General features: G+C 63.6%; 23 protein-coding genes. 14 read left to right on the top strand and 9 right to left on the bottom strand.

The annotated features are described in order from the left end of the window. Positions 1-37: 37 nt before the first annotated feature. On the bottom strand, positions 38-2047 hold the full coding sequence (locus AC2D9V_RS01855) for a phospholipase D-like domain-containing protein (RefSeq protein WP_484712331.1): 2010 nt from the start codon (positions 2045-2047) through the stop codon (positions 38-40). Positions 2048-2268: 221 nt separating this feature from the next. Between AC2D9V_RS01855 and AC2D9V_RS01860 the strand changes: the two genes are divergently transcribed. Genes AC2D9V_RS01860 through AC2D9V_RS01880 form a run of 5 tightly spaced genes read left to right on the top strand, consistent with a single transcriptional unit; the run spans position 2269 to position 9387 of the window. Further along, positions 2269-2838 carry a hypothetical protein gene (locus tag AC2D9V_RS01860; RefSeq protein WP_484712332.1) on the top strand — a complete coding sequence of 190 codons (570 nt, stop codon included), beginning with the start codon at positions 2269-2271 and terminating at the stop codon, positions 2836-2838. Beyond that, entirely contained in the window at positions 2835-4433 is a 1599-nt protein-coding gene (locus tag AC2D9V_RS01865) for a GMC family oxidoreductase (protein ID WP_484712333.1), read from the top strand. The genes AC2D9V_RS01860 and AC2D9V_RS01865 overlap by 4 nt, the downstream gene beginning before the upstream one ends. After that, positions 4430-5527: a ferritin-like domain-containing protein gene (locus AC2D9V_RS01870; protein ID WP_484712334.1), complete on the top strand. Its 1098-nt coding sequence runs from the start codon at positions 4430-4432 to the stop codon at positions 5525-5527. Before AC2D9V_RS01865 ends, AC2D9V_RS01870 begins: the two co-directional genes overlap by 4 nt. Positions 5528-5553: 26 nt before the next feature. Next, entirely contained in the window at positions 5554-6024 is a 471-nt protein-coding gene (locus AC2D9V_RS01875; RefSeq protein ID WP_484712335.1) for a DUF3237 domain-containing protein, read from the top strand. Between the two features lie 39 nt (positions 6025-6063). After that, on the top strand, positions 6064-9387 hold the full coding sequence (locus AC2D9V_RS01880; RefSeq protein WP_484712336.1) for an adenylate/guanylate cyclase domain-containing protein: 3324 nt from the start codon (positions 6064-6066) through the stop codon (positions 9385-9387). Positions 9388-9389: 2 nt separating this feature from the next. Here AC2D9V_RS01880 and AC2D9V_RS01885 read toward each other — a convergent pair whose 3' ends face one another. The 4 genes from AC2D9V_RS01885 to AC2D9V_RS01900 form a co-directional block, all read right to left on the bottom strand. Continuing rightward, complete coding sequence (locus AC2D9V_RS01885; protein ID WP_484712337.1) at positions 9390-9719, bottom strand: hypothetical protein; 330 nt, start codon at positions 9717-9719, stop codon at positions 9390-9392. 305 nt (positions 9720-10024) lie between these two features. Beyond that, a complete protein-coding gene (locus AC2D9V_RS01890; protein ID WP_484712338.1) occupies positions 10025-10672 on the bottom strand; it encodes a ceramidase domain-containing protein in 648 nt (215 codons plus the stop codon). Positions 10673-10791: 119 nt separating this feature from the next. After that, entirely contained in the window at positions 10792-11421 is a 630-nt protein-coding gene (locus AC2D9V_RS01895; RefSeq protein ID WP_484712339.1) for an imm11 family protein, read from the bottom strand. Positions 11422-11635: 214 nt separating this feature from the next. Continuing rightward, a complete protein-coding gene (locus AC2D9V_RS01900; protein WP_484712340.1) occupies positions 11636-12265 on the bottom strand; it encodes an imm11 family protein in 630 nt (209 codons plus the stop codon). Between the two features lie 146 nt (positions 12266-12411). Here AC2D9V_RS01900 and AC2D9V_RS01905 point away from each other — a divergent pair, with 146 nt between their 5' ends. Beyond that, complete coding sequence (locus AC2D9V_RS01905; RefSeq protein WP_484712341.1) at positions 12412-13107, top strand: metal-dependent hydrolase; 696 nt, start codon at positions 12412-12414, stop codon at positions 13105-13107. A 189-nt stretch (positions 13108-13296) separates the two neighbouring features. Here the strand turns inward: AC2D9V_RS01905 and AC2D9V_RS01910 are convergent, their stop codons facing one another. Continuing rightward, positions 13297-13758: a nucleoside deaminase gene (locus AC2D9V_RS01910; RefSeq protein WP_484712342.1), complete on the bottom strand. Its 462-nt coding sequence runs from the start codon at positions 13756-13758 to the stop codon at positions 13297-13299. 55 nt (positions 13759-13813) lie between these two features. Here AC2D9V_RS01910 and AC2D9V_RS01915 point away from each other — a divergent pair, with 55 nt between their 5' ends. The 6 genes from AC2D9V_RS01915 to AC2D9V_RS01940 all read left to right on the top strand — a co-directional run bounded on the left by AC2D9V_RS01915 (position 13814) and on the right by AC2D9V_RS01940 (position 20283). Further along, positions 13814-14818 carry a pseudouridine synthase gene (locus AC2D9V_RS01915; RefSeq protein WP_484712343.1) on the top strand — a complete coding sequence of 335 codons (1005 nt, stop codon included), beginning with the start codon at positions 13814-13816 and terminating at the stop codon, positions 14816-14818. Positions 14819-15010: 192 nt separating this feature from the next. Continuing rightward, positions 15011-15877, top strand: a complete 867-nt coding sequence (locus AC2D9V_RS01920) for a 5-bromo-4-chloroindolyl phosphate hydrolysis family protein (RefSeq protein WP_484712344.1) — start codon at positions 15011-15013, stop codon at positions 15875-15877. Between the two features lie 20 nt (positions 15878-15897). Further along, positions 15898-17064 (top strand): toxic anion resistance protein, encoded by a 1167-nt coding sequence (locus AC2D9V_RS01925; RefSeq protein WP_484712345.1) that lies wholly within the window; start codon positions 15898-15900, stop codon positions 17062-17064. A 17-nt stretch (positions 17065-17081) separates the two neighbouring features. Then, the gene (locus tag AC2D9V_RS01930) at positions 17082-18014 is read left to right on the top strand and encodes a DUF2927 domain-containing protein (protein WP_484712346.1); all 933 of its coding nucleotides are present in this window, start codon (positions 17082-17084) and stop codon (positions 18012-18014) included. A 22-nt stretch (positions 18015-18036) separates the two neighbouring features. After that, positions 18037-19137: an SPFH domain-containing protein gene (locus AC2D9V_RS01935; protein WP_484712347.1), complete on the top strand. Its 1101-nt coding sequence runs from the start codon at positions 18037-18039 to the stop codon at positions 19135-19137. A gap of 6 nt (positions 19138-19143) precedes the next feature. Further along, positions 19144-20283 (top strand): TFIIB-type zinc ribbon-containing protein, encoded by a 1140-nt coding sequence (locus AC2D9V_RS01940; RefSeq protein ID WP_484712348.1) that lies wholly within the window; start codon positions 19144-19146, stop codon positions 20281-20283. Positions 20284-20302: 19 nt separating this feature from the next. Here AC2D9V_RS01940 and AC2D9V_RS01945 read toward each other — a convergent pair whose 3' ends face one another. Beyond that, complete coding sequence (locus tag AC2D9V_RS01945) at positions 20303-20491, bottom strand: hypothetical protein (protein ID WP_484712349.1); 189 nt, start codon at positions 20489-20491, stop codon at positions 20303-20305. A gap of 50 nt (positions 20492-20541) precedes the next feature. On the opposite strand from AC2D9V_RS01945, the gene AC2D9V_RS01950 reads away from it, so the two are divergent. Next, the gene (locus tag AC2D9V_RS01950; RefSeq protein ID WP_484712350.1) at positions 20542-20859 is read left to right on the top strand and encodes an antibiotic biosynthesis monooxygenase family protein; all 318 of its coding nucleotides are present in this window, start codon (positions 20542-20544) and stop codon (positions 20857-20859) included. A gap of 61 nt (positions 20860-20920) precedes the next feature. Continuing rightward, positions 20921-21562, top strand: coding sequence for an NYN domain-containing protein (locus tag AC2D9V_RS01955; protein ID WP_484712351.1), 642 nt, complete (start codon positions 20921-20923; stop codon positions 21560-21562). Between the two features lie 65 nt (positions 21563-21627). On the opposite strand, the gene AC2D9V_RS01960 is transcribed toward AC2D9V_RS01955, so the two are convergent. After that, complete coding sequence (locus AC2D9V_RS01960) at positions 21628-23175, bottom strand: pilus assembly protein TadG-related protein (RefSeq protein WP_484712352.1); 1548 nt, start codon at positions 23173-23175, stop codon at positions 21628-21630. After that, positions 23172-23570 (bottom strand): TadE/TadG family type IV pilus assembly protein, encoded by a 399-nt coding sequence (locus AC2D9V_RS01965; RefSeq protein WP_484712353.1) that lies wholly within the window; start codon positions 23568-23570, stop codon positions 23172-23174. The genes AC2D9V_RS01960 and AC2D9V_RS01965 overlap by 4 nt, the downstream gene beginning before the upstream one ends. Positions 23571-23827 lie beyond the last annotated feature (257 nt).

Raw genomic sequence — 23827 nt, forward strand, 5'->3', positions numbered from 1 at the left:
GACCGCAAGCCGGGCGTCGCGCGCCCGCAGCTGGGGATCAGCCCAACAGGTATTCCGAAAGCCGTCGGCCCGCCGTCTTCTGCCAGTCCGGCGAAAGGCTCAGGAAACCGTCGAAACCCGGCCCGCCCGGCGGTGGAGCACCGCCCACCTCCCCCTTGGGTGGTGCCTTCTCGTTCTGCTTGGCACGGAACCGGTAGTGGTCATACACGTCGAGGACATGGGCGGTATAGGCCAGGGCAAGCGCCTGATGCCCCGTGACGATCGTCAGGTTCTCATCGTTGCTGTAGGACGCCTTGTAGCCAAGGTTGTGGCTGCCGAAAGCGACAACGCAGTTTTTCGGGTCCATCGGATCAATCACCATGACCTTGTCATGGATGATGGCTCCCACGCCACCGGGTGTCAGATGCTCTTCGAACTTGAAATCTCCCAGCGATCCGGCAATCGCCTGGTCCGCAAGCGCAGTGGCACAGATGACCGAGACGCCGTCCTGCTGGAAAATGAAGGGCGTCCAGTCCTGCGCCTTGTCGCCACTGACCTTTCGGTGGTCGTCGCTTTTGTCGAACATCGCCTGGCTGCTGGAGACCGCGCCGAGAACGGTCAACGCAGGATTGGCCAGACCAAGCTCGACCGCCTGTGTGACGATCGAATTGTCGCCACCCTTCGACGGGTCAAAGACGAGGAAGAACACCGCCTTCTGCGCCCGCGAAATCAGCTCGAACAGCTGCGCCATGTCGGGAGGCGCGACTTGCTCCTGTGCTTTGGGCGGCGGAGCATTCTTGCCGATCACGTTAGGCGAGAACCATGTCGAGATCGTGGTCCCGTCCGGAAGCGTACTGCTTACAGGCTTCTGGTTCGCCCTCTTCAAGGGATCCTTCTGATTGGCGAGAACACAGGTGGCAGAGGTTTGCACGGGTTGCGAGGTCGAATCCTCCAGCAGGTACTGCCAGTAGGTAGCAAAGCCATTCGCAATGGTCGGATCCTCGATAATGATGCAGTTGTTCGTTTCTGCTGTGGCGCCAGTCCACGTCCAGTTGGTTGATCCGGTCAGGACACGCATCGCGTCTCCAGTGTCTGACAGGTGCACGACAAACTTGTTATGACCAATATGCGCGCGACCATCGAAAAGCCGATTGATAAGCCGAAACTGGCGGTCTGGCTTGGCAGCTTGGTTTTCAGACGAGTCCGCAATTGCCTGCAATCTTGCACGCGCCGTGCAGTTGCGTCCGTCGAAAGCCGTCGGGGATTTCTTGTTCTTGCTGCCGGCATTCGCAAGGATCAGGTCAATACGGGCGGCGTGCTTTTCCAGAAGCGGCACTAATTCGTCATCATCCAACTCATAGAGCGCGATCTTGAACCGGCCGCTGTCGGTTGTTTCAAACATATCGTGCATCAAGTGCAGCACGTTACCCGCCATGTATCGGCGAAACTTGTCGTTGGGGTCCCGTAGCGAAACCTCCAGATCAAGTTTTCCACCGGCTGCCTTCGCTTCGTCGCCGACCTGGGTCATGAACTGGGTAGCGAGGATCCCATTGTTGAACGCAACCCGGAAGGGCGGGTGGTGCACGGTGACCTCGATCGGATTGGTCCATGCCGGATCGGTCAGAAAGCCCAGCGGGCGTGGGGTTCCCTGATAGGCATTGTCCTCGAGCACCTTGCTTTTGGGGTTGAAATGCTGCTGGATAACCACGGGAACCGGTTCAAGGCCGGGCTGAAGGTCGCCCACGGCCCTGATGCGATAGCGCACCCGCGTTCCAATCGGTACGGCACCGTTGTCGTCGCAGAACTTCCGCAGGCCAAGGTCGCGCCAGTTCAGCTTTTGCACCGGCCAGACGCTGGTATTCTGCGGTAGCCAGTCCGTGTTCTTCTGGGTTTCGAAGGCGACGAAGGTGGTCAGCGGGGCTTCCTTCGTGACCTTGCCCTCCGGATCAAGAAGCTCTCTCACGATATGAAAGCCAAGGCAGCCGGGCAGAAGCTCGACATCCAGCTTCCAAGCAAGGTAGCCGACCTGATCGTTCGAGAAAGCAGTGGCCTTGACAATGGCAGGCATGTGACCTCGCGCAGATTGATGATCCGAAGATGACAGGCAGGAAACCTCAGGGTCAATGCTTCTGTTTGGTCAATTGCCGCAAAGCAGGCAAAGGCATTGGGCAAGGCGCAATCCGGGAAAGCAGGAGTCGACAGAATACCGGAAATTGCCTTACCTTCCTCCCAGTTAAAGATTTCACCGGGGCCCGTGCCGCGTGGCACAGAGAGAAGGGAAGGACGGCCTTGACCAAACCCTGGTACGAGCGCTCATGCCTCGGCAACAGCCAGATTGCCTGGCAGCCTCGTCTTCTGAAACCCTCGGAACTCGAGGGGCTCTGGAAGATCGCAACCGCCATCTACACGACCTGGCAACTTGACCGGGCCGATCCGAATGACCCGTTCGCCCACAGTGCAACGCATATCCGCTCGACTTGGGCCGAACATGTTCACTTGCGGGCAATGCCGACGAAGGCCAGCGGACTGACGAGTTATGTCGGGGAATACGAGAACGCGTTGAACATCGTTCAGGAGCTCGAAGCCGCACAGCCTTCCGCCGACACGGCGACGGCCCTGCAGAAGCTCCTGTTTGCGCCTTCCCGTGCAGCTCCCGGATCTGCCCCCAAGCTGGACACGCCGCTCCTCCATGCCAAGCATTATGTCGTGGACGAATTCATCGCCGTGCTGATCGTCGGCGGGGGCTTCCGGCAATTCGGCGGCTGGAACTACAACGGCTTCCTCGGCGGGTCCCGCTATGACCAGGTGAACGCGATCGCCCGTCCCATCGACCCGCCACATCCGGGAGGCACGCCATGAAGAAGGACCAGACCGACCTGCTTCTGGTCGGCTCGGGGGTGGCGGCTGTCGCCTTGGCGAAGCGGCTTTTGGAAAAGACGCCATCGGCCAACATCCTCATGCTCGAGGCGGGCGACCGGATTCCCGCCCGCGACCGGTCGCTTTGGTGGGACTATGTCACCACGGGCAGGCTGCCTTACGACTACACTTACGATGATCCCGCCAGCTCCACTTCAACCGCGATGGACTGGCAGGTGCACGCCACCCGCATCGCCGCCCTGGGTGGCACGACGATGCACTGGGGTGGCTGGTCCCTTCGCTTGAAACCCGAGGACTTCCACCTTTGGACGAATACAGGCACCGGTGGGGACTGGCTGGTCGATTACGAGACGCTGGAAAGCTACTATTGCCAGGCCGAAGACTTCATGTACGTCGGCGGCGATGACCCTTGGGTCCACCCCCCTAGCCGCCCGCTGCCCATGCCCGCCTACCCGGTCCTGCAGGCCGATGTCGAATTCCGCAACGCATTCGATGCTCTCGGCGTGAAGCATGGCAAGATGCCGCTCGCGCGATACCGCCAGTGCATGACGACGGGCACCTGTCGCTACTGCCCGCTCGGCGCCCGGTTCAACGCCCAATACATCGCCGAGGAGCTCGAGGCGGGCCAGTTTCCGAATTTCGAGCTGCGCACCGGGGCCGCTGTCACGCGCCTTCTGCTGGACGGCGAAAAACGGGTCAGTGGTGCTGAATACCTGGACCGAACGACAATGACCCTGCGTCAGGTCGAGGCGGAAACCGTCATTGTCTGCGCGGGTGCTTACGAATCGCCCAAGCTCCTGATGGCCTCGCGTGGGCCGGGCCATTCTGCCGGCATCGGCAACAACTACGACCTTCTCGGTCGCTATCTCGTCTCCCATTCCTTCCTGTCGGTGACAGGGGTTTCACTTTCCAACCCGGAAAAGATGACCAGCGAGTTCGGCTTTCCGACCCTCATGTCACGCGCATACGACGATGAGACGCGGCAGTCGACGGGCAAGATCTTCATGTTCCGATTCGAAACGACCCCCGGCCAGAAATGGGAACGTTTGATGCAGAATGGAATGACCCGCTCTGAGATCGATGCAGTGGCCACGGGACCAAGAACGCTGGGCCTGTCCGCATTCATCGAAGAAGCCGGATCCTACTTCAACCGTGTAGAGATTGCTCCGGGCGCACCGGACGCCTTCATGCGCGCGCCGATGCGGATCACCTACAATCGGGCAAGGGGCTTCGAAGAGAACGCGCACAAGCGCCTTGATGAGATGAAGAAGTTCTTCACGGCGATGCCCGCCTACCCCACGGTCACGACCAGCATCGAAGGGGCTGCGGGCTATCACGCATCGGGCACCTGCCGGATGGCCGCGACACCCGACCAGGGTGTGACCGATGGCGATCTGCGCGTGCACGGGATGGAGAATCTCTTCGTGCTTTCGAACGCTGTCTTCCCGTCGGTCGGCGCGGTGAACCCGACGCTGACCCTGGTCGCCATGGCCTTCCGGCTGGCCGATCATCTTGACGGCGGGCAGGCGACCACCGGGGCACGCGCCTCGTCTCTCAAGGCGGAGACGGTAGCATGACTGCAACGCACATGGATCAGTCAACCCCGCATGTCGGGAGCCTGGTAGAAGAATGGGCCGTCGACGCGCAGGCTGGCCGCGCGGCGCAGATGGACTGGCTGCACCGGGCGCTGGAAACCGCGATCCAGCTGGAGTTCTCGACTATCCCGCCCTATCTGACCGCGCTCTGGTCGATCAAGGACCAGAGCACACCCGTCGCTCTGGCGATCCGCGGCATCGTGCAGGAAGAGATGCTGCACATGGCATTGGCCTGCAACATGCTGGTCGCCATCGGAGGAACGCCACCGCTTCTTAGCGCAAACTTCCCGCCGGTCTATCCCGGACCGTTGCCGGGGGGAGTCCACCCCTCGCTTCGGGTCGGGCTATCAGGACTCACGCGCGAGGTGGTCAAGGCCTTCATGACGATCGAGCGGCCCGAGGCCGACCTCTCAAAGGAAACCGCCGAACTGATGCAGGCTGCAGAGCTTGATCCGGCCGAGGATGGCGCGGCAGGGATCGGTGCCTTTTATGATTGCATCCTTGCGGCATTTCAGACGCTGAAGCCCGATCTGTCGACCGACCGGCAGATCTCTGGGCCACTGTCGTGGTATGCGGTGCGCAGCCTGCCCGAAGTCAAGGACGCGATATCGATGATCCGCCATCAGGGCGAAGGCACGGCTATGAACCCGCATCAAGGCATGGACAAGGTCACCGGCAAGCCGGAACTGGCGCATTTCTACCGCTTCCTTGAGATCCATGAGGGCAAGGGGATCGGACTTCTACCGGAGAACGGCCTCTGGGGGTTTACCGGGGACCCGGTCGCCTGGCCCGAGGTCTGGCCCGTGGCCGAGGTTCCTCGCGGCGGCCATGACCCGGCCAAGGCTCCGCCAGCTGTGGCGGCCCTCCTGGCCGAGTTCGACGGCGCCTACGCCCTGCTTCTTCAGCAGTTGCACGATCTCTGGGCGACCGGCGATCAGGGGCATCTTGTCGCAGCGATCGGAACGATGTTCACCATGCAGGAACCGGCGCGCAAGCTGATGCAGACCCCGATTCCCGGCGACGCGGCAGGCCGGACCTATGCCCCGAACTTCCGTCCTCCCGAGGCCAGCCGATGACGGATGCCTTGCCCCCGCTGCCGCAGATGCCGCTCGCGACAGAATACCTGTTTCGCATCGTCATCGAGACCACCCCCCCGCTAAAGCTGTCCAAGATGCCCGACGGCGATCTTGTCGTCGTTCCCATCACGGGCGGAACCGTGACGGGGCCCGGCCTTTCGGGCGCGGTCTCACAAGCTGGCGGCGATCTCAGCACGATAACGGCTTCAGGGCTGGTGCTCCTTGACTGCACGCTTCTGATCCTGCCCGAGGACGATCCCGACCACCCGATCCGCATGTCCTACACCGGGGTCAGCCTTCGCTTGCCGTCTGGCACCCCACCTCCGGCCCGGGCGGTCGGCACGCCCCATGACCCGGGCGAGGCATATTTCCGGATCACGCCCAGGTTTCAGACCGACGCGCCGCGCCATGCCGCGCTTAACGGCATGCTGGCCGTGGGCGTCGGGTGCCACCGCGAGAAAAGCGGTCCGATCTACGATGTCTATCGGGTGCTTTGACAATGGCAAGAACGCCGGGGGACATGGGATGAGGCGACCATGATCTGTGGTCAGTGCAAGACCGAGAACCGCAAGGGGCGCAAGTTCTGCGCATCGTGCGGTGCCGGGCTTGAGGTGGCCTGCGGAGAGTGCGGGTTCAACAATGATCCCGATGACCGTTTTTGCGGCGGATGCGGTGCGGCCCTCGGCGCTGTTCAACCGGCGGATCCAACCAGGACGGCGCGGCCGACAGTTCCTCCGCCACGACCGGCGACCGAGGCCGCGCCTTCGCGTCCGCCGCTGCCCCCGGTCGCCAGCGAGGATGCCCGCAACGAACGACGGCAGGTCACGATCCTGTTCGCCGACATAAGTGGCTTCACCGAGATATCGAAGTCGCTGGACCCCGAGGATGCGCATGCGCTTCTGCAAGACTATTTCGCGATTGCCGACAGTGTGATCGAAAGCTTCGGCGGCCGGGTCGACAAGCATATCGGTGATGCTGTCATGGCTCTCTTCGGCGCGCCGGTTGCACATGGCGATGATCCGATGCGCGCTGTTCGTTCGGCCATCGAGCTTCATTCGGCGGTAAGGAAACTCGTCCTGAAGGATGGCACCCCAATCTCGATCCACGTCGGCATCGCCTCGGGCGAGGTGTTGGCGGGTGCAGTGGGAGGTGTCAGCCGAGAGTACACTGTCGTCGGAGACTCGGTGAACCTTGCGGCCCTGCTGCAAGAGAACTGCCCGGCGAACCAGACGCTCATTTCCGATTCAGTGCGCATTGTGGTCGAAGGCAAGCTTGCCTGTGAACAGGTCATGGTCGCCGCGGACGAGCCTGACGGCCAGCCCATTATGGCCTGGCGCGTCACGGAAAGCGATCTTGCTGGGCGGCAATGGCAGCGAACGCCCATGGTCGGCCGCGATTCCCATGTCCGGCAGTTCCGGTCGATCCTCGCGGCGATGGTTGAACAGCTTCGCGGCGAGGCGGTTCTGATCCGGGCAGAAGCGGGCGTCGGCAAGACACGGCTGATCGAGGAATTCGCAGCGGTCGCGACCGGCCAGGGTTTTTCGGTGCATGGCGCGCAGATTCTCGATTTCGGGGCGGGTGAGGGACAGGACGCAATACGCATGCTGGTGCGAAGCCTCCTTGGCCTGCCTGAGAAAAGCCGCAGCGAGGACCGTCTCAAGGCGGTCACGCGGGCTCAGGATGATCGCCTTGTGGACCCCGAACAGCTTCTGTTCCTGCATGAATTCGTCGGTGCAGCGATCCCCGAGGACCAGAAGGCTGCCTTCGATGCGATGGATTATCGCACGCGCTGGGAAGGCAAGAAATCAACGCTCGCAAACCTTGTCGTCAGAACCAGCCGACGTGCGCCGCTGCTGATCTTCGTGGACGACCTGCAATGGGCTCACCAGGTGACGCTGGATTACCTCCTGTACCTCCTGGAGCATATCGCCGAAACCCCAGTCGTCATGGTGATGAGCACACGGATCGAGAATGATCCGATTCAGGGCGCCTGGCGCGGCCTTCTACACGGTGTCCCGCTGGTAGAGATCAACCTCGCACCGCTCAGCCGTTCGGACAGCCAGCGGCTGGCCCTCCAGCTCATGTCCGATCCCTCGCCGATGGTCGAGGAATGCGTAGCGCGGGCCGACGGCAACCCATTGTTCCTGGAACAGCTCCTGCGCTCGATCCAGTTACAGGACCGCATGGCCCTGCCGGCGACGATTCAAAGTCTGATTCTTTCCCGGATGGATCGTCTTTCGGCCCCCGATCGCGCGGCTTTGCAGGCTGCGTCTGCAATCGGTCAGGTCTTCAATCTTGATGCGCTCCGGCATGTCTCGGGCATGCCCGAGTACGACCCGCGCCAGTTGATCGAGGGCCAGTTGATCCGGCCTGATGGTGGCGGCTACCGTTTCTCGCATTCGCTGATCCGGGACGGGGCCTATTCCTCGCTGGTCCGGTCGACCGCGCGGCAGCTGCACAAGGCCGCCGCCGGCTACTATCGCAAGACCGACACCGGCCTGGCGGCAGAACACCTCGACAAGGCTGGCGACCCGGACGCCCCTGCGGTCTATCTCGAAGCTGCCCGCAGCCGGCAGGAAATTCACCACAACCAGCAGGCGCTTGAATATGTCCTGCGCGCTATCAGCATAGCGCAGGATGCCCAGATGCTGTTCGATCTGCACAGCTGCCATGGGCAGATCCTGCGCTCGCTCGGCCAGAGTGCCGCGTCGGTCGAGGCCTATGCACGCGCGCGTGACGTCGCCCCGCATGACGAAGGCCGTTGCGAAGCGCTGATCGGAATGGTCGAAAGCATGCGGGACGCCTCCGAGGCCGATCAGGCCATGGCCCTTCTGGACCTGGCCCAAGCAATCGCCGAGCGTCAGGCGCTGATGAAGGCGCTGGCCCAGATCCACGGACGGCGCGGCGACCTGCATTTCCCGCGCGGACAGGTCGAGGCATGTCTTGATGAGCAACGCCAGTCGCTGCGGCTGGCGAAAATCGCCGGATCTATCGAGCTTGAGGTCAAGGCACTGAGCGGTCTCGGTGACGCCGAGTATGCCCGCGGTCGCATGTCCACGGCGCATGACCATTTCAGCGAATGCGTCGACCGGTGCCGCCAGAACAGCCTGCTGCAGTTCGCCAACCCCAACCTCGCGCTGCGTGGCCTCACCGCCTTCTACTGCGGCCAGCCCAAGGACGCTGCAGACGACTGCGCCGAGGCGATCCGGGCTTCGACCGTCTCGCGGCAGGCGCGCGCCGAGTTGGTCGCCCGCACGGCAGCCGCACCGGCCCTGATCGAGATGCTGCGACTGAGTGAGGCCGAAGCCGAGGCCGAGGCCGCCTCGCATCTTGTTGAGCGGCTGGGGGCCCGGCGTTTCCTGCCGGAATGCCTGAGCTTCCAGTCCCGGCTCTGCCGCATCGCCGGTCAAACCCAGAAGGCCGAACGCCTCGCTCGCGAAGCGGTCGAGATCAGCCTCGAGAACGACGCCGCGCGTGCTTTTGCCGGCCCTTGGTCGCTTGGCACGCTGGCCCTTGCTGCGCAGCGCGTCGAAGTCAGGCAGGAAGCCCTGGCTCGGGGTTCGGCGCTTCTGGAAATGGGCTGCGTCAGCCACAATCACCTGTGGTTCTACCGCGATGCGATCGAGGCCAGTCTCCTTGCCGGCGACTGGACGGTGGCTCAGGCCTATGCAGCGCGGCTCACTGCCTTCACGGCGCCCGAGCCGCTTGGCTGGTCGGCCCTCTACATTGACCTTGCCCGCACCATGGCCAACGGACGCAGTTCCGCGGCCGAGATCGAACTGGAACGGATCGGCCGAAGGGCCGAAGCAGCAGGTCTTGCGCTTTGCGCTAGGCTCGCCGAAGAGCTGGCGTCCGCCTGACTTCAGCCCGGACTGGAGGTGTCGGCCGGCACCGGCCCGACATAGCTGAACCGCGGACCCTTCTCGCCGTTGGGCAGGTCGATCACCTCGTTGAAGCTTTCAAGCGTCCGGGTGAACATCGGAAAGGGGCCGAACTGGCTGATGAGCAAAGGTTCGTCGATCTTGTAGGTCGCGCGGTAGACGACGGTTTCCATGAACTGTGTCACATGCTTCTGCGCATCGAGGACCTCTCCTTCCTTGTGAACGGTGTCCAGTGCCACGCCGATCACCTCGTAGAGGTGGTCGATTCCGTCCGTGGCTCCGTTCCAGCGATAGATCCCAGGCTTGATCATGGTCCCTCTCCGTTTCCCCGTTTCGCAATTGGCCCGCTGCAACCGGACCCGTCATTCCGCGCTGTCTGATACCGTCCATTCTGCCACAGCAGCGCCGTCGTCGCCATCAATACCGCCAGACCAGCTGCGGACGCAGGTGAGGCCTGCTCTCCGCTTCCGACCGGGTCCAGACTCTCTGCCTTCACCGCGCCTCAGCCGGTCGGCAATCTTCCGGATGAACGCGTTGAAGGGGCACCGTGCCGGCATCCGGGCCGGCAGGCCGTTCCGCCCGAAAAGGATTAATCGGCATGCTGAACCGGATGGCCTCAGGTCCCGGTTTGGCAATAGCGGCGGTAGACCTCGATCATCCAGCCCAGCATCAGGCCGTTCAGGATATGCCACAGGAAATGCGTGCCGAAAGGCGTCAGGTCGCACAGGGGTTCGTCCAGCGTCCGGAAGGTCAGGCTGACGATCAGGATCACCGCCCCCAGCGCCATGCCCTTTGCCGTCGCCGGTGACCGCCGCCAGAGGGCCGCGGCATAGCCGAGGATCAGGACCGGGATCGGCGCATATCCGGCCGAAGAACCAAGGAACGGCATCGCGGTGGAGAATGCGGGGACCATCAGCGCGGCATAGGGAAAGAAGGCGACCACCGCCCCCGCCGCCCAGCGCCAGCCAAGACCAAGAAGGTCCCGCGTGGCCGCGAAGATGTAAAGCAGGATGAAGATCAGGATCGGCCCCACGTCCGTCGCCGCCGTCAACCCGTTGGCATGGGTGTGGAAAAGATACGACCCCACCCCGATCGCCGCGAGCACCACGCACATCGCCCGGGCCAGCGGCAACCCTTCCGTCCGCCGCCACATGATGACCGCGGCGATCAGGAAGGCTGCGTTCGTCACCGCATTGACGGGCTCTGCCCAATAGGCGGCAGAGGTCCGCTCACAATAGGCGTCGATCGGGTCCAGCATTGTCATCCGCCTTTGGCTTGGGAAAGGTGACGCCTTCCGAAGATAGTGCGAAGGAGCGTCCCCTGCACATCACCTGGCTTGGCCAGTCCGGCTTTCGGATCAAAGTCGCACCCGCTGCGGCCGGCTCATGGGACGACGATGCAGCGATGCAGCGTCATTCCGGGTGAACGGATACCCGCCGCTTTCAGCGCAGATTGCAGCCGATCAGACAGAAAAATGCGGCTACCCATTAGCAGGTCGATCCAGAGGTCTGCCCCATCAGATGATGCTGCACCTACAGCAAGTAATTCTTCTGTCGACGAGTCCGGAACCCACTGCGCTCCGCCATATTCAGGTTTCTTTATGCCAGTTGACTGCTCTGGCACCAGACAGCTCTTCGTTTCGCTGATGTGAAAAAGGTACCAATGCCCCGGTTGCTGCACGCCTTGACGATCCACCAGCGGAACCTCGATGATCTGGGATGTGCCAAGATCGAAGTCGACCAGCACATTGCGGAACCGTTCAGAAATGAAGTACAGCCCACCGGTAATGTATACCCAATCTCGTTTATTCAGGGGATTTCCTGATACTTTTGAAAAAATGCGCTCGGGCACAAGACTGGCTGACAATCGCTTGCCATCAGGGTAGTTGAATGCATTAGACACAGCCACCCGGTTGTGTGATACATTGTCTGCGAGCTGATAATCTAGGTGGGCAAACGCTCTTGTATCACTTGGAAATCTTGTGTTCCAGACTTTGGGCAGTGCCTCGGCCATCTTAAATCCTCCTTGCCAACCCGCATTCCCCACCTTGCCCAACCAACCGGCGAGCATCCGCCCACGCCGGCCGATCCGGAAGCGCAGGGTTGTCATCCGGCCGTCAGTCCCGGATGGTAGCGCCTTCCCGACCACGATTGAAGGAGCGTCCCATGCACATCACCTGGCGTGGCCGTTCTGACTTCGGGTCAAAGGCGCACCCGCTGCGGCCGGCTCATGGGACGACGCGGCAGCGATGCATTGTCATACCGGATGAACGGATACCCGCCGCTTTCAACGCAGATTTCAGCCGGTCAGACAGGAAGATGCGCTTCGATAGGTGAGGGTCGAACCAGAGATCGACGCCTTTCGACGACGCGGCACGCACAGCAAGCACTTCTTCTTCAAACCAGCCTGTTTCCCACTTGCCGGGAACAAGCTCCCTTTCCTTCAGGCCAATAGACTGCTCTGGCACCAGACAGCTCTTCGTTTCGCTGATGTGAAAAAGGTACCAATGCCCCGGTTGCTGCGCCCCTTGGCGATCCACCAGCGGAACCTCAATGATCTGCGTTGTGCCAAGATCGAAGTTGACCAGCACATTACGGAACCGTTCAGAGACGAAATACAATCCGTCGGTGATCCGCACCCAATTCCGCGCTTTCAGGGGATCCCCCGATACCTCCGAAAAGATGCACACGGGCACAAGGCCGGCAGGCAATGGCTTGCCATCGGGATAGTGAAATGCGTCTGACACAAGTACGCGGTTTGAAAGCTCGTTGTTCAAAAGCCGATAGTTTAGATCTGCAAATGCTCTTGAATCGCTGGGAAATCTCGTGTTCCAGACTTTGGGCAGTGCCTCGGCCATCTTCAGTCCTTCTTGTTACCCCACATTCCTACCCTACCGGGCGGCGAGCATCCGCCCACGCCGGCCGATCCGGAAGCGCAGGGTTGTCATCCTGCCGTCAGTCCCGGATGGTAGCGCCTTCCCGACCACGTTTGAAGGAGCGTCCCATGCAGATCACCTGGCTTGGCCATTCCGGCTTTCGGATCGAGATCGAGGACGCCGTCCTCCTTGTCGACCCCTGGCTGACCGGCAACCCGATGTTTCCAGGCGAACGTGAGGATGAGGCGGTGGCGGGGGCGACCCATATCCTTCTGACCCATGCCCACGGCGACCACGCCTCGGATGCGGCGCGGCTGGCGGGGAAACTTGGCGTCAAGGTGCATGCGATCCACGAGGTCTCGGAATGGCTGAACGGCCAGGGCGTCCAGACGGTCGGCTTCGGCAAGGGCGGCACGCTCAACCTTGGCGGGGCGAAGGTCACGATGGTCAACGCCGTCCATTCCGCCAGCATCGACTTCGGCGACAGGGGCCTTTTGCCCGCTGGCTCGGCGGCAGGCTTCATGATCGCGGGCGAAGGCCACACGATCTATGTCTCGGGCGACACCGACATCATGGCCGACATGGCTTGGATGGCCGAATATCACCAGCCCGACATCGGCATCCTCTCCTGCGGCGGGCATTACACGATGGACATGGACCGCGCCGCTTGGGCCGCGCGGAAATGGTTCAACTTCCGCTGGGTGATCCCCTGCCATTACAAGACCTTCCCGATCCTCGCGCAGGATGCATCCGTGCTGCGTGCGGGTCTGCCGCCGGGGATCGAGGTGATCGAGCATGAGGTGCTGGATCCGATCCGCATCTGACCTGCCGTGCCGCTCACGAGTTTTCTGCGACAACTCCGGGTTTTCGCAGAAAACCCGTTCGCGGCAGGCGGTCGGTCAGCCGTCGGGAAATGCGTGCAAACGCCTGTGGACACACCTTTCCAAATGGTAAACGTCCACAAGCAAACTATTGATATATAAAGATATTCCAATTTTGACCACTGTGGTCACTCACCGCCGGTCCGCGAAGAACGCCTTCAAGAGCGCCTCTGCCTCGCCCGCCCCGATCCCGTCGTAGACCTCGGGGACATGGTGGCACTGGGGGTGGCTGAAGACCCGCGCCCCGACGGCAACGCCCCCCGATTTCGGGTCCGCGGCCCCATAGTAAAGCCGCCCGATCCGCGCCGCCGAAATGGCCGCGGCACACATCGGGCAGGGCTCCAGCGTGACGTAAAGATCGTGGCCCCCCAGTCGTTCCGACCCCGCCAGCCGGCAGGCCTCGCGGATCGCCAGCATCTCGGCATGGGCCGTGGGGTCGGCCAGCTCCCGCGTCCGGTTCCCCGCCCGCGCGACGATGAGGCCGTCCCGCACGATCACCGCGCCCACCGGCACCTCCCCCCGTGCAGCCGCCGCCCGCGCCTCCTCCAGCGCGGCGGCCATATGGGACCGGAACCCTTCGCGTTGCTCTTTCATGCCCGCTTCGATACCCTGCCCGCCCGGCCTACCCAAGGCCCGAAGGATGACGCCCATGGCCGGAAAAGAAAAGCCCGAGACCCCCGAGGGCGAACGCATCGCCAAGGTCCTCTCCCGCGCCGGCGTCGCCTCGCGAAGGGAGGCCGAGCGGATGATCGAGCTGGGGGAAGTCTCGGTCAACGGGAAGGTCATCACCTCGCCTGCCCTGAATGTCACGCCGAAGGACAAGATCACCGTCAAGGGAGAGCCGGTCGGCCAGCCCGAACCGCCCCGCCTCTGGCTTTACTACAAGCCCGAGGGGCTAGTGACATCGGCCTCGGACGAGAAGGGCCGGGACACGGTTTTCGACCACCTGCCCGAGGACATGCCCCGGGTGATGTCGGTGGGGCGGCTGGACTTGAATTCGGAAGGTCTTCTGCTGCTGACCAACGACGGCGAGCTGAAGCGCCGGCTGGAGCTGCCCTCGACCGGCTGGCTGCGGAAATACCGGGTGCGGGTGAACGGGAACCCGACCGAGCCCGAGATCGAGCCCCTGCGGAAAGGCATCACCATCGATGGCGAGAAGTTCCAGCCGATGGAGGTGAAGATCGACCGCCACCAGGGGGCGAACGCCTGGCTGACCGTGGGCTTGCGCGAAGGGAAGAACCGCGAAATCCGCCGTGCGATGGCCCATATCGGGCTGACCGTGAACCGGCTGATCCGGGTGTCCTACGGGCCCTTCCGGCTGAACGAGCTGAAGCCGGGCGAGGTCGAGGAAGTGAAGCCCCGCATCCTGCGCGACCAGCTTGGGCTGGGCGGAGAAGGCGACGAGGCATCCCCGAAGCCAGCCCTGCGCCGCGCGCCGCGACCCGCGGCGAAGGGGGCCGGTGCCGAGGGGGCGGCGAAGCCCAAGGTGACGCTGAAACCGGGCGAAGGGCAGCGCCGCCTTTCCGAAGCCTGGCAAAAGGCGACGCGGGGGTCGGCAGGCAAACCTGCGGCCGACCGGGGCCCCTCCCCTGCCCGCCCGGGCCGGTCCGCGCCGAGACCCGGTCCCCGACCGAAGGGACCACGGGGCGGTTGAGGGGCACCCGCCGGACACCAATTTGCCGCCGATTCCCCGTCGCTTCCGCTGGCATGGCGGGCGGGCATCGGCTAAGGTTCGCGCGTCTGGCCGAAGACGGGAAACGGGCATGTCAGGATCGGGACTGAAGAACCTTTCGCTTGCCCTGCTAGTGGCGCTGGTCGCCTATGTGGCCTGGTCGGGGGGCGCCTGATGGCCGAGAGGTTCGGCGGCAAGTATTCCCCGCAGGGTGGCGGGTCGCAGAAGGCGGGTCCGCCGATCCTGGCCGAGCCAAAGCCCCGCGGCGGCTGGCGTGCGACGGTCCTGTTTCTGACGGCCTTCCTGTTCCTGTTTCCCGCTTTCGGCGACGGCCCGCGCGAGATGCTGCTGGGTCTTCTGGCCGGGGGATGCCTGATCCTTGCGGCCTGGCTGGCGCGCGAGGGGCTGAAGGCAGAGGCCGCCTACAATGACCGCAAGGTGGCACGCCGCCCGGCCTTTCCGCGGAAGCTGGCGGGAGCAGTCCTGACCGGCGCCGCGCTGGCGATCGGTGGGGTGATCGCCGATCAAGGTATTGTTTATCCTGTACTTTATGCCGTTTTCGGGGCTGCCCTGCATCTGGGCGCCTTCGGGCTGGACCCCATGTCCGACAAGGGGATGGAAGGCATCGACAGCTTTCAGGTCAACCGCGTGGCGCAGGCGGTGGAAGAGGGTGAAAAGCACCTTGCCGCCATGAAGGACGCCATCCTGCGCGCGAAGGATCGCGGACTGGAACGGCGGGTGGACCAGTTCGCCGCCACGGCACGGGGTCTTTTCCGCACCATCGAGGGCGACCCGGGCGACCTGACAGCCGGGCGCAAGTACCTTTCGGTCTACCTGATGGGTGCGCGCGATGCGACGGTAAAGTTCGCCGACCATTATGCCCAGACCCGCGATGCCGCCGCCCGCGCTGATTATGAGGCGCTCTTGACCGACCTTGAGACGACCTTCGCCCAGAAGACGACCGCGTTCCTGACGAACAGCCGGACCGACCTTGACGTCGAGATTGCGGTTCTGCGCGATCGCCTGAAGCTTGAAACCTGACCACAGGAAAGGGAATTCCGATGACCGAGACCGTCCAGTCCAGCGCCGCCGCCCTTCTGACCGAGGTGGAGAAGGTCACCGCCGTGATCCTGCCCGAACCTATGGCCGAGGTCGTGCCGCTGGAGGCCGCCCCCGCCCCGCAGGCGGAGGCGATCCGCAAGAAGATGTCAGAGGTGGACCTGACCAGCACACAGTCGATCATCTCGTTCGGGTCGGGCGCGCAGGCGGAATTGCAGGTCATCAGCCAGGCGATGCTGCAGGATGTGAAGAACAAGGACGTGGGCCCGGCAGGCGATAGCCTGCGCAAGATCGTCACCACGATCCGCGGTTTTTCGACCGACGAGTTGGACCTGCGCCGCGAGGCGAGCTGGTGGGAGCGGCTTCTGGGCCGGGCGGCCCCGTTTGCCGAGTTCGTCGCGAAATACGAGGACGTGCAGGGCCAGATCGACAAGATCACCAGCGAGCTTCTGGGCCACGAGCATACGCTGCTGAAGGACATCAAGAGCCTTGATATCCTTTATGAAAAGACCCTGACCTTCTACAACGAGCTGGCGCTTTACATCGCCGCGGGCGAGGCGAAGCTGGCCGAGACCGACAGCACGACCATCCCCGCCAAGGAGGCCGAAGTGGCCGCCGCCCCCGAGGCAGACCAGGTGATGAAAGCGCAGGAACTGCGCGACCTGCGCTCGGCGCGGGACGATCTGGAACGCAGGATCCACGATCTGCGTTTGACCCGGCAGGTCACGATGCAGTCGCTGCCCTCGATCCGGCTGGTGCAGGAGAACGACAAGAGCCTTGTGACCAAGATCAACTCGACCCTCGTCAACACGGTGCCGCTGTGGGAGACGCAGCTGGCCCAGGCTGTGACCATCCAGCGGTCGAAAGAGGCGGCGACGGCGGTGCGTGAGGCAAACGACCTGACCAACGAGCTTCTGAAGTCCAACGCCGAGAATCTGCAGGCGGCAAACAAGGTGGTGCGCGAGGAGATGGAGCGGGGCGTCTTCGACATCGAGACGGTGAAATCCGCGAATGAGACGCTGATCGCCACGATCAACGAAAGCCTTGCCATCGCCGACGAGGGCAAGGCCCGCCGGGCAGCGGCCGAGGCGGAACTGGTGAAGATGGAGGCCGAATTGCGCGACACGCTTGCCTCGGCCAAGGCCCGACAGACGGCCCCCAGCGCTTGAGGAAACCCTCTGCCCAAATGGCGCTGTCCCGAAAATCGACGACGCTGGTGGCCGGAGCCGCCTGCCTTGCGCTTGCCGCCTGTGAGGTTCCTGCCCCGCGCGAACCGACCGTCGTGGTTGCGCCAGTGGTTGCCCCCGCCCCGCCGACGGCGAAAAGCGCAGCGGCCATGGCCTATTATGCTCAGGTCCAGCAGGTTCTGCTTTCCCAGGGTATGATGCGCAGCGACCCGGGGACAAACATTCCGTTCACCGATCGCATGCTTGCCGAGAACTTCATGCGAATCGCCCTGTTCGACGAGTATCGACGCGGCGACGGCGGCTTTGTGCGAGAGGAGACCGCGAGCAGACTGCGACGCTGGGAGGGGCCGGTTCGGATCGGTGTACGTTTCGGCGACAGCGTGGCACCCGATCGTCGGGCAACGGATCTTGCGCGCATCGCCAGCTTTGCGGCGCGACTGTCCGCGATCACCGGTCATCCGATCGGGCTGGACGATGCCAATCCGAACTTCCTGATCCATGTCGTCTCGGAAGACGAACGCGAGGCACTGGGGCCGAAGATCCAGGCCTTCCTGCCGAGCCTGTCACCGAGCGACGTGGCCGGCATCACCAACATGCCGAGATCGACCTATTGCCTGGTCTATGCGCTGTCTGCCGGCAACTCGGGTGACTACACGCGGGCCTTCGCCGTGATCCGGTCAGAGCATCCCGACCTCTTGCGTCTGTCCTGCCTGCACGAGGAACTGACCCAGGGTCTGGGGCTGCCGAACGATTCGCCACGGGCGCGGCCATCGATCTTCAACGACGACGAGGAGTTCGCGTTGCTGACGGACCATGACGAGCTATTGCTGCGGATGCTATACTCACCCGAGCTTCGCCCCGGCATGTCTCCGGAGGAGGCACGTCCCGTCGTCGAATCCCTTGCGCGCCGCCTGATGGGCGGTGAAAGTTGACCGAACCCTCAGGGAGGTAGCCATGGTCTTCGATTTTCTCAAAGGCGAATTCATCGATGTCATTTCCTGGCTGGACGACACGCGCGACACGATGGTGTGGCGGTTCGACCGGCGCGGTCAGGCGATCAAGTATGGCGCCAAGCTTACGGTGCGTGAAGGGCAGGCTGCGGTCTTCATCCACGAGGGACAGCTGGCGGATGTCTTCAGCCCCGGTCTCTACATGCTTGAGACCAACAACCTGCCGATCCTGACCACGCTGCAGCATTGGGACCACGGGTTCCAGTCGCCGTTCAAGTCCGAGATCTATTTCGTCAACACGACCCGGTTCAACGACCAGAAATGGGGCACGCAGAACCCGATCATGACGCGCGACCCGGAATTCGGGCCGGTCCGCCTGCGCGCCTTCGGGACCTATTCGATGCGGGTCTCGGACCCCGGCAAGTTCATCACCGAGATCGTCGGGACGGACGGCGAGTTCACCTCGGACGAGATCAGCAGACAGATCCGCAACGTGATCGTGCAGGCGGCCGCGCAGGTGCTGGCCAAGTCGGGGATCCCGGTTCTGGACATGGCGGCGAACCTGGGCGACCTGGGCAAGATCATCGCGAATGCGATTGCGCCGCAGGTCGCGGAATACGGCCTTTCGATCCCCGAGTTCTACATCGAGAACATCAGCCTGCCAGAGGAAGTGGAGAAGGCGCTGGACAAGCGGACCTCGATCGGGGTGGCGGGCGATCTGAACAAGTACATGCAGTTCAACGCAGCCGAGGCACTGGATCAGCCCGGGTCGGCGATGGGCGCGGCCATGGGGGCCGGGATGGGGATGGGGATGGGCGCCGCGATGGCGCAGAACGCCGGACCCTGGGGGGCTGCACCTGCGGCTCCGCCAGCGCCGCCCCCGGCCCCTCCTCCGGCCCCCGGCGCGCGGGCGTGGCACCTGGCCGAAAACGGCGCGACGTCCGGCCCTTTTGGCGAGGCCGAGCTTGCGCGGATGGCGGCCGAAGGGCGGCTGAGCCGGGCCTCCATGGTCTGGACGGCCGGTCAGGACGGCTGGAAGATGGCCGCCGACACCGATCTTGTCCGCCTGCTGGACAGTGTGCCGCCCCCGCCGCCTAGACCCTGACGAGCCATGTCCGCGCCGCAGGAACACCGCTGGCCCTGTGCCCAATGCGGCGCGCAGCTGCGCTATGCGCCGGGACAGACCAGCCTGACCTGTTCGCATTGCGGGCATGTCCAGTCCATTGTCCCGGATACCCCGTGGTCGCGTGCGGAGGCGTTGCGCGAGCTTGATCTTGTCCGCGGTCTGCGCGACGACCTGTCGGCCGGCGACATGGCGGAGGTCCGGACCACGAGTTGCCCGAACTGCGGCGCCCAGGTCGAGATCCGGGGAGCGACGCATGCCACCGAGTGTCCGTTCTGCGCGACTCCGGTGGTGCTGGACACCGGCAGTCATCGCATCATCAAGCCGCAGGCCGTGCTGCCCTTTGTCCTGACCGAAGCGGAGGCGCGCAAGGCGATGATCGCCTGGATGGGCAGCCTCTGGTTCGCGCCGGGGACGCTTCTGGAATATGCCCGTAAGGGGCGGGCGATGACCGGGATCTATACGCCCTTCTGGACCTTTGATGCCGACACCGCCAGCCGCTACAGCGGCCAGCGCGGCGAGTATTACTACGAGACGCGAACCGTGACCGTCCGCGTCAATGGCCGGACCGAACAGCGGCAGGAACAGGTGCGCCACACGCGCTGGTATCCCGCGTCGGGCCGGGTGGCGCGCGATTTCGACGATGTGCTGATCATGGCGTCGCACAGCCTGCCTCGGCGGTTGGGAGACGAGTTGACGCCTTGGGACCTGGGCAAGCTGGTTCCTTACACGCCGGAATACCTGGCCGGCTTTCAGGCCGAAGGATATACCGTGCCGCTTGCCGACGGCCACGCCCAGGCGCGGGAGCGGATGGCCGACGTGATCCGCAGCGACGTGCGCCGCGCGATCGGCGGGGACGAGCAGCGGATCAGTGCAATCGACACCGATTGGCGGAACGAGACCTTCAAGCACATCCTGCTGCCGGTCTGGATGGCGGCCTACAAGTACAACGGGAAAAGCTATCGTTTCGTCGTCAATGGCCAGACCGGAGAGGTTCAGGGCGAACGGCCCTGGTCGATCTGGAAGATCGCCTTTGCCGTCCTTCTGGTGCTGGCACTGGTCACGGGCGCGGTCTACCTTGCCGAACCGCAGATCGTCGAAGAGGCGCTGCCGTCATGGATGGACTGAGGCCACGCCTTGGCTGGTCTCAGTCACGGTCGCGGACGTAGAAGAGCTGCCATCCCGCATAGGTGCCCGCCGCGAGGAAGAGAAGGCCCCAAAAGGGCGACTCCATCACGAAAAGCTCGATGATTCCCCAGAAGAGCGGCAAGAGAACCGAGACCCAGCGCACCCAGGCATGCCGGAAGAAGGGGTCATTCGGGTCAAGAAACTTCATGCCTTTGCTCCCCATCCGTGGCAAGATCAGTGCAGGAGAGGGAGGCCGACATGCCGCAGATTGTCAAGGATTTCCAAGGGCAAACCGTCATCACCACCTTCGAGACCACGCCTGCCACCGCCTTCGACCTGATCGAGGCGCTGGAAGCCGCCTATCGCGACTGCATCCGCCACCAGCCCGGCTTTGTGGCCGCAGGGCTGCACATGAATGACGCCCGTACGCGGATCTGCAACTACTCCCAGTGGCGTTCGCGTGAGGATTACCAGGCCATGCTCCGTACCCCTGAGATGCGCGCGCGAAACCGGGCGATAAACGACCTGTGCCGAGGCTTCGAGCCGGTGATGTACGAAGTTACGGCGGTCTTCTGACCGACCGGGCGCAGAAAAGCGGGACTTTACGTGGCAGGTCCGGTCCCCTTAACCTTTGCGGATGTCCGGCCTTGTCACCCCGTCGCCGCTCGTCGATATGCTGACGCTTCGCCCGCCGCAGCTGACACTGGCAGGTGTGGGTTTTCCCGAGCTTGTTTTCCTGATCCTGATCGGGGGTGTCTTCGTCTTCCTGTGGCGGAAGCAGGGACAAGAGCGCAGGGTCGACACACCCGACCAGCGCCACCCGCCTGACAAGGGCCTCAAGCCGCAACGCGACAGGAACTGGATCCTGGTCGACGGGTCCAACGTGATGCATTGGGAAGACAACACACCTCAGATCGAGCCGGTCCGTCGCGTCGTCGCGGCGCTGAAGGCCAGGGGGCTGGACCCCGGCGTGGTCTTTGATGCCAACGTCGGCTGGAAGCTTGTCGGGCGGCACCTGGGTAAGGACGAGTTGGCTCGCATCCTTGAACTTCCCGCCGACCAGGTGCTTGTCGTCCCGAAGGGCAGTCCGCCCGATCCGTGGCTTTTGACCACGGCGCGCGACTTCGGCGCGCGGATCGTTACCAACGACCGGTTCCGGGACTGGGCTGAAGAGCATCCTGAAGTTGCCGAACCGGGGTTTCTGATCCGCGGCAGTGTTGCAGGTGAAGGCGTCTGGCTGGAAGGGATGCGCCAAAACGGTGACGTGGCCGATCGGTGATCGGGCCGGGACAGCCTGGCGGGTGCTGTCCCCGCTAACTCGACAAATCGCTTCGCTTGGTGATGTCAGCTTTGTCCGTCCTGCATCGACAGCCGGTCGGGTCGGACCCCTGGCAGGTCGACCTCTTCCTCGGGCGTGATGGAGGTGATCCAGCCGTCAAGCGGTGGCATCGTGTGGCTGATGACGCGCAGCGACGGCAAGAGCGGATCTTCCGCACCTGGGCAAGCGGCAAGAACCGTGTTGCTGCTGCCGATGATCATTCCACCGGCATGGACGGCGAGCCCGCGGGACACGCCGGAGAACCTGTCGTCAGGCCTTCCCAACTTGACGCTGCCTGACGCCACCACAGCGATGTTCGAGGCCATGAGATGGAACGGCAGCTCGAGGTCGCCCATGACCATCATAACGCTTCGGAGGCTTGCATCGCAGTTGCGCGCGGGATCGCCGATCCGGGCGCCGGGGCTTGCATAGGCCAACCCGCCGTCGGCAGCCGTCGAGATCACGAGCGCCCCTTCGATACGGGCGTGATCCGCAAGGCGGATCGGGCAGTTCGTGACCAGTACGGCATCGCGCAGCGCCGGGGATTCGGGCCATTCGCCGATCACGAGCTCTTCTATGCCATCCTCTGCGATCTCGGCATCCGGCTGACCGCAGAGGACCTGATACACCAGCCCGGACGGCACCTCGCGCAACAGACGGAAACGGAAGGGGGAGAGCGGCACGACGCTGCCCGTGCGAAGGCCGGTCGCGTCAGCCCCGACTTCCAGCAAGGGTTCGAGATCGCGCGCGATCGGCCGACTTGCAAAGAAGGCGCGTTCTTCGGCTAGCCTTACGTCCGGCTTGGTGAAACCCTCTGTCAGCCGGGTGATGCGGGTTCCAGCCTCGGGCATGATCAGGTTCATCTCTGCGGCGGCGGCGCAGGCCTTGCCCGCGCAATCGGCGCGCGACGGAAGGCTGACCAAGGGTTTTCCCTCATCGGACGACCGAGCGTCCGGCAGGTCAAGCGCCGCCTGGCTGTGGACGCAGACGGAATCGCCAAGCTGCGCCCCTGCATCTTTCGGGCCAAGCCTGATCGGGCCCTGCGCGTAGAGACCGCTTGCATTCATGCAGCGTCGCGTCGGGGCGACGACTGCAACGCTGGCCGAACCTGCGGACCAGTGGTCAAAGCCGAAGAGACCCAGCAAGAGGGTGGGGATGGGATTGCGGGCAGCCTCGCTTTGCTGAACGTTGACCAGAATGGCATTGGCCGGCGTGTCAGGATCGGGCTTGGTCAGGGTCCCATCGGCCGGGTTCACCACGACCGCGCTCAGATCCTTTTCAGGGTTGGCGAGCAGGCTTTCGGGGTCGACCGCAGTGTTGCGCGCCAGGACGTCCATAGCGGCATCCTTGGCGGCGCGTTCCGTCGCTCCGCGGGCCAGGGCAGTAGCGCCGGCATGTGCCGCCGCATCCGACGCTGCCCGCAGCATGGCCTGGTGGCGGTAAAGGTTCGAAGCATCGATTGCGAAGCCGACGCACATCACCGTCAGTAGCAGGGAGAAAAGCGCAAGGAGGGTGACTCCGCCGGACTCGTCACGCAGGGCGCGGCGGATCGCGTGCGTGCGGGGCGAATTCATGTCGGCTCGAGCGCCTGGGATACGGAGACCGTCAGTTCTCTGCCGAGAGCACGGCTGATGATCCCAAACGGCGCAATCTCATCAGAGGCCGCGCTGATCACCACCGTCACGATCTGCGTGTCCGAATCGATATCCACCGTCACGTCCGGACTGTAGCCACCCTGACGCAGAAGCCCCGAGGCGAAGACCTCGGCCGCTTCGGCGTCAAGCGCGTGGCGGGAAACGATCCGGGCCGTCTGCTGGGAAACGCTCAGCATGTTCGACTGACGCGTGAAGATGGTTGCCGTGTCCGCGGCGAAGACGACCAGCCCCATGAAAACCGGCAGAAGCACGGTGAACTCGACCGAGGCGTTTCCATCCTCGGCGTCAAGGAAGCTGCGGACGATTTTCCTCACCCTGTACACGACTTCTACCCCTGGTTGCACCATTGCAACGATGACAACTTCTGCCTCAAGGGTGACCTACTAAGGCAAGACGGCGGCATTGTGGAGGAATTGAGGCCGAATAGGCGGATTTGTACCAAGACTGTTTACCGTCAGACTTCCCTGTTCTTCCTGCTGAAGTCCTGACCACGCAATCGCCGAAGAGGCATTGTGCACGCCCCGTGCGAAAAGCTCTCTCGTCCCGCCGCCCCCTCGCCTGACCGGCCGCG

The sequence above is a fragment of the Tabrizicola sp. T46 genome (assembly GCF_057219895.1).

Bases quoted from the DNA above. Each gene is read 5' to 3' on its own strand.
- AC2D9V_RS01890 (WP_484712338.1), bottom strand. From the start codon at position 10,672: ATGACAATGCTGGACCCGATCGACGCCTATTGTGAGCGGACCTCTGCC.
- AC2D9V_RS01920 (WP_484712344.1), top strand. From the start codon at position 15,011: ATGGCCGAGAGGTTCGGCGGCAAGTATTCCCCGCAGGGTGGCGGGTCG.
- AC2D9V_RS01915 (WP_484712343.1), top strand. From the start codon at position 13,814: ATGGCCGGAAAAGAAAAGCCCGAGACCCCCGAGGGCGAACGCATCGCC.
- AC2D9V_RS01900 (WP_484712340.1), bottom strand. From the start codon at position 12,265: ATGGCCGAGGCACTGCCCAAAGTCTGGAACACGAGATTTCCCAGCGAT.
- AC2D9V_RS01910 (WP_484712342.1), bottom strand. From the start codon at position 13,758: ATGAAAGAGCAACGCGAAGGGTTCCGGTCCCATATGGCCGCCGCGCTG.
- AC2D9V_RS01940 (WP_484712348.1), top strand. From the start codon at position 19,144: ATGTCCGCGCCGCAGGAACACCGCTGGCCCTGTGCCCAATGCGGCGCG.
- AC2D9V_RS01880 (WP_484712336.1), top strand. From the start codon at position 6,064: ATGATCTGTGGTCAGTGCAAGACCGAGAACCGCAAGGGGCGCAAGTTC.
- AC2D9V_RS01955 (WP_484712351.1), top strand. From the start codon at position 20,921: ATGTCCGGCCTTGTCACCCCGTCGCCGCTCGTCGATATGCTGACGCTT.
- AC2D9V_RS01855 (WP_484712331.1), bottom strand. From the start codon at position 2,047: ATGCCTGCCATTGTCAAGGCCACTGCTTTCTCGAACGATCAGGTCGGC.
- AC2D9V_RS01960 (WP_484712352.1), bottom strand. From the start codon at position 23,175: ATGAATTCGCCCCGCACGCACGCGATCCGCCGCGCCCTGCGTGACGAG.
- AC2D9V_RS01925 (WP_484712345.1), top strand. From the start codon at position 15,898: ATGACCGAGACCGTCCAGTCCAGCGCCGCCGCCCTTCTGACCGAGGTG.
- AC2D9V_RS01905 (WP_484712341.1), top strand. From the start codon at position 12,412: ATGCAGATCACCTGGCTTGGCCATTCCGGCTTTCGGATCGAGATCGAG.
- AC2D9V_RS01950 (WP_484712350.1), top strand. From the start codon at position 20,542: ATGCCGCAGATTGTCAAGGATTTCCAAGGGCAAACCGTCATCACCACC.
- AC2D9V_RS01930 (WP_484712346.1), top strand. From the start codon at position 17,082: ATGGCGCTGTCCCGAAAATCGACGACGCTGGTGGCCGGAGCCGCCTGC.
- AC2D9V_RS01875 (WP_484712335.1), top strand. From the start codon at position 5,554: ATGCCGCTCGCGACAGAATACCTGTTTCGCATCGTCATCGAGACCACC.
- AC2D9V_RS01945 (WP_484712349.1), bottom strand. From the start codon at position 20,491: ATGAAGTTTCTTGACCCGAATGACCCCTTCTTCCGGCATGCCTGGGTG.
- AC2D9V_RS01885 (WP_484712337.1), bottom strand. From the start codon at position 9,719: ATGATCAAGCCTGGGATCTATCGCTGGAACGGAGCCACGGACGGAATC.
- AC2D9V_RS01895 (WP_484712339.1), bottom strand. From the start codon at position 11,421: ATGGCCGAGGCACTGCCCAAAGTCTGGAACACAAGATTTCCAAGTGAT.
- AC2D9V_RS01865 (WP_484712333.1), top strand. From the start codon at position 2,835: ATGAAGAAGGACCAGACCGACCTGCTTCTGGTCGGCTCGGGGGTGGCG.
- AC2D9V_RS01935 (WP_484712347.1), top strand. From the start codon at position 18,037: ATGGTCTTCGATTTTCTCAAAGGCGAATTCATCGATGTCATTTCCTGG.
- AC2D9V_RS01870 (WP_484712334.1), top strand. From the start codon at position 4,430: ATGACTGCAACGCACATGGATCAGTCAACCCCGCATGTCGGGAGCCTG.